The following is a 2,469-nucleotide window of genomic DNA, read 5'->3' on the forward strand; positions in this document are numbered from 1 at the left end:
ACGTAAGCGTCAAATCAGCACCGTCTAGACACTGAACGGCGCCGGTCGCAAAGTAGCCCCCACTAAATTTTGGTGGGGACTATCTTGGAAAGCGAAGTTGAACACAGCAGGCGTCGGCGTAGCACGAACTACCCGCTCGAGTTCAAGCGGCAGCTGGCGCAGCAGGCGTGTGATCCGTCGGTGAGTGTGTCGCAGCTGGCCCTGCAGCATGGACTGAATACGAACATGCTGTTTCGCTGGCGACGCCAGTTGATAGCGGGCCAGCTTGACCAGGCCGAGTTGGTGCCGGTAACACTGGCACAGGCTTCGCCGATCAGCAAAGGCCCGGCCGGTAGCGGGGTAATCGAGATCCGCATTGGCGAGGCAGCGGTGCGTATCGAGGGCAGTCCGGATCCGGCAACACTGACGCTGGTTCTGAAAGGGTTGCGCGCATGATCGGTCTTCCTGCCGGTACGCGCATCTGGCTGGCTGCCGGCGTCACCGACATGCGCTCGGGATTCAATGGCCTGGCCTCGAAGGTGCAAACGGCCCTGGAAGAAGATCCATACAGCGGCCACGTGTTCGTGTTCCGCGGACGGCGCGGTGACCTGATCAAGGTGCTGTGGTGGACCGGCGACGGCCTGTGCCTGCTGTGCAAGCGCCTGGAACGCGGGCGCTTCGTCTGGCCTCAGGCAAACAGCGGCAGCGTCACGCTGACGCATGCGCAGTTGTCGATGCTGCTCGAGGGGATCGACTGGCGCCGGCCTGAGCGCACCTGGCGACCGGAGTCGGCCTTGTAAACCTGCCGAGATCCACGTAAACTTGGACGCATGCTCAACGCCGCCGACCTGCCCGACGATATCGCTGCCTTGAAGGCCATGCTGCTGGCCAGCGAGGCGCGTGCCGCACGAATCGAAGCGTATGCGGAACAAAGCGAAGCGCAGCTGGCATATCTGACTGCTGAACTGTCGAGACGCACCGCCGAGATCGAGCATTTGAAGCTAGTGCTGGCCAAGCTGCGGCGCATGCAGTTTGGGCGCAAATCGGAAAAGCTCGATCAGCAGATCGAGCAGCTGGAGCTCCAGCTCGAAGATCTCGAAGCGGAAGAGGCTGTGGCCGAGGCGCAGGCACCGATGGAGCTAGCCCCTCGCAAGAAGGCCGAGCGCAAGCCATTGCCACCGCATTTGCCGCGTGAAGAACGGGTGCAGGCACCGGCCGGCGATGCGTGCCCGGACTGCGGCGGAAATTTGAAACACCTGGGCGAAGACGTGTCAGAGCAGCTTGAATACGTGCCGGCCAGCTTCCGCGTGATTCGCCATGTGCGTCCCAAGCTGGCATGTGCCTGCTGCGATACGATCGTGCAGGCTCCGGCGGCCAGCCGCCCCATCGAACGCGGCCTGGCCGGGCCGGGTCTGCTGGCCCACGTGCTGGTGGCGAAATTCGCTGACCACCTGCCGCTGTACCGCCAGAGCGTGATCTACGCCCGCGAAGGCGTGGAGCTCGAGCGCAGCCTGCTGGCCAGCTGGGTCGGTGCCGCCGGCACGCTGCTGCGTCCCCTGGTTGATGCGCTGCGTCGCCATGTCTTCGCCGCAACGAAGCTGCATGCCGACGACACGCCGCTGCCGGTGCTCGCTCCGGGCAATGGCAAGACCCGCACGGCGCGCCTGTGGACCTATGTGCGCGACGACCGCCCCAGCGGCGACGCTAGCCCGCCAGCGGTGTGGTTTGCCTACTCGCCCGACCGCAAGGGCGAGCATCCGCAAGGCCACCTCGCCGATTTCCACGGCGTGCTGCAGGCCGATGCCTATGCCGGCTTCAACGCCGTGTACGAAAGTGGCCGCGTACTGGAAGCTGCTTGCTGGGCACATGCGCGCCGCAAATTCTATGACCTGCACGCAGCGCGGCCCACATCGCTCACTACCGAGGCACTGCGCCGGATCGGCGAGCTGTATGCCATCGAAGAGAATATCCGCGGCAAGCCGCCGGACGAACGACGCGCCGCACGCCAGTTGCACGCGAAACCACTGCTCGACGACCTGGAGCGCTGGCTGCACGCCACGCTCTCCACGCTGTCGCGCAAATCCGATACGGCAGCGGCAATCCTCTATGCCCTCAAACTGTGGCCGGCACTGACTTGTTATGTCGACGACGGCCGCATCGAGATCGACAACTCGGCCGCCGAGCGGGCGCTGCGCGGTATCGCGCTGGGCCGGCGCAACTTCCTGTTTGCCGGCGCCGACAGCGGCGGCGAACGCGCTGCTGCCATGTATGGGCTGATTGGAACGGCCAGGCTGAACGGTATCGACCCCGAAGCCTGGTTGCGCCATGTGCTGACGCATATCGCCGATCATCCTGTGAACCGGGTCGACGACTTCCTGCCCTGGAACTGTGCCGCCAAGCTGGCCGGCTGAACTCCGCTTCCCAGCGGTGTAGCAAGCATCATCTCGTTTTTGCTACCGGTGCTCAAGACGGTGCTGGGATGACGCTTAC

Annotated in this window: 3 protein-coding genes; all 3 read left to right on the plus strand. The window is 64.4% G+C overall.

From position 1 onward, the window contains the following. Window positions 1–84 precede the first annotated feature (84 nt). The 3 genes from FG94_RS15925 to FG94_RS15935 are packed head-to-tail and all read left to right on the plus strand — an operon-like array spanning window position 85 to window position 2,390. Window positions 85–435: a transposase gene (locus FG94_RS15925; RefSeq protein WP_051306662.1), complete on the plus strand. Its 351-nt coding sequence runs from the start codon at window positions 85–87 to the stop codon at window positions 433–435. Continuing rightward, window positions 432–779: an IS66 family insertion sequence element accessory protein TnpB gene (gene tnpB, locus FG94_RS15930; protein WP_027867329.1), complete on the plus strand. Its 348-nt coding sequence runs from the start codon at window positions 432–434 to the stop codon at window positions 777–779. The genes FG94_RS15925 and tnpB overlap by 4 nt, the downstream gene beginning before the upstream one ends. A 30-nt stretch (window positions 780–809) precedes the next feature. Further along, complete coding sequence (locus FG94_RS15935) at window positions 810–2,390, plus strand: IS66 family transposase (protein ID WP_036213676.1); 1,581 nt, start codon at window positions 810–812, stop codon at window positions 2,388–2,390. Window positions 2,391–2,469: the final 79 nt, after the last annotated feature.

It is taken from the genome of Massilia sp. LC238, assembly GCF_000735635.1.
Lineage (GTDB): Bacteria > Pseudomonadota > Gammaproteobacteria > Burkholderiales > Burkholderiaceae_D > Telluria > Telluria varians.

Excerpts from the sequence above, each read along its gene's own strand:
- FG94_RS15935 (WP_036213676.1), top strand. The coding sequence starts at position 810 with ATGCTCAACGCCGCCGACCTGCCCGACGATATCGCTGCCTTGAAGGCC.
- tnpB (WP_027867329.1), top strand. The coding sequence starts at position 432 with ATGATCGGTCTTCCTGCCGGTACGCGCATCTGGCTGGCTGCCGGCGTC.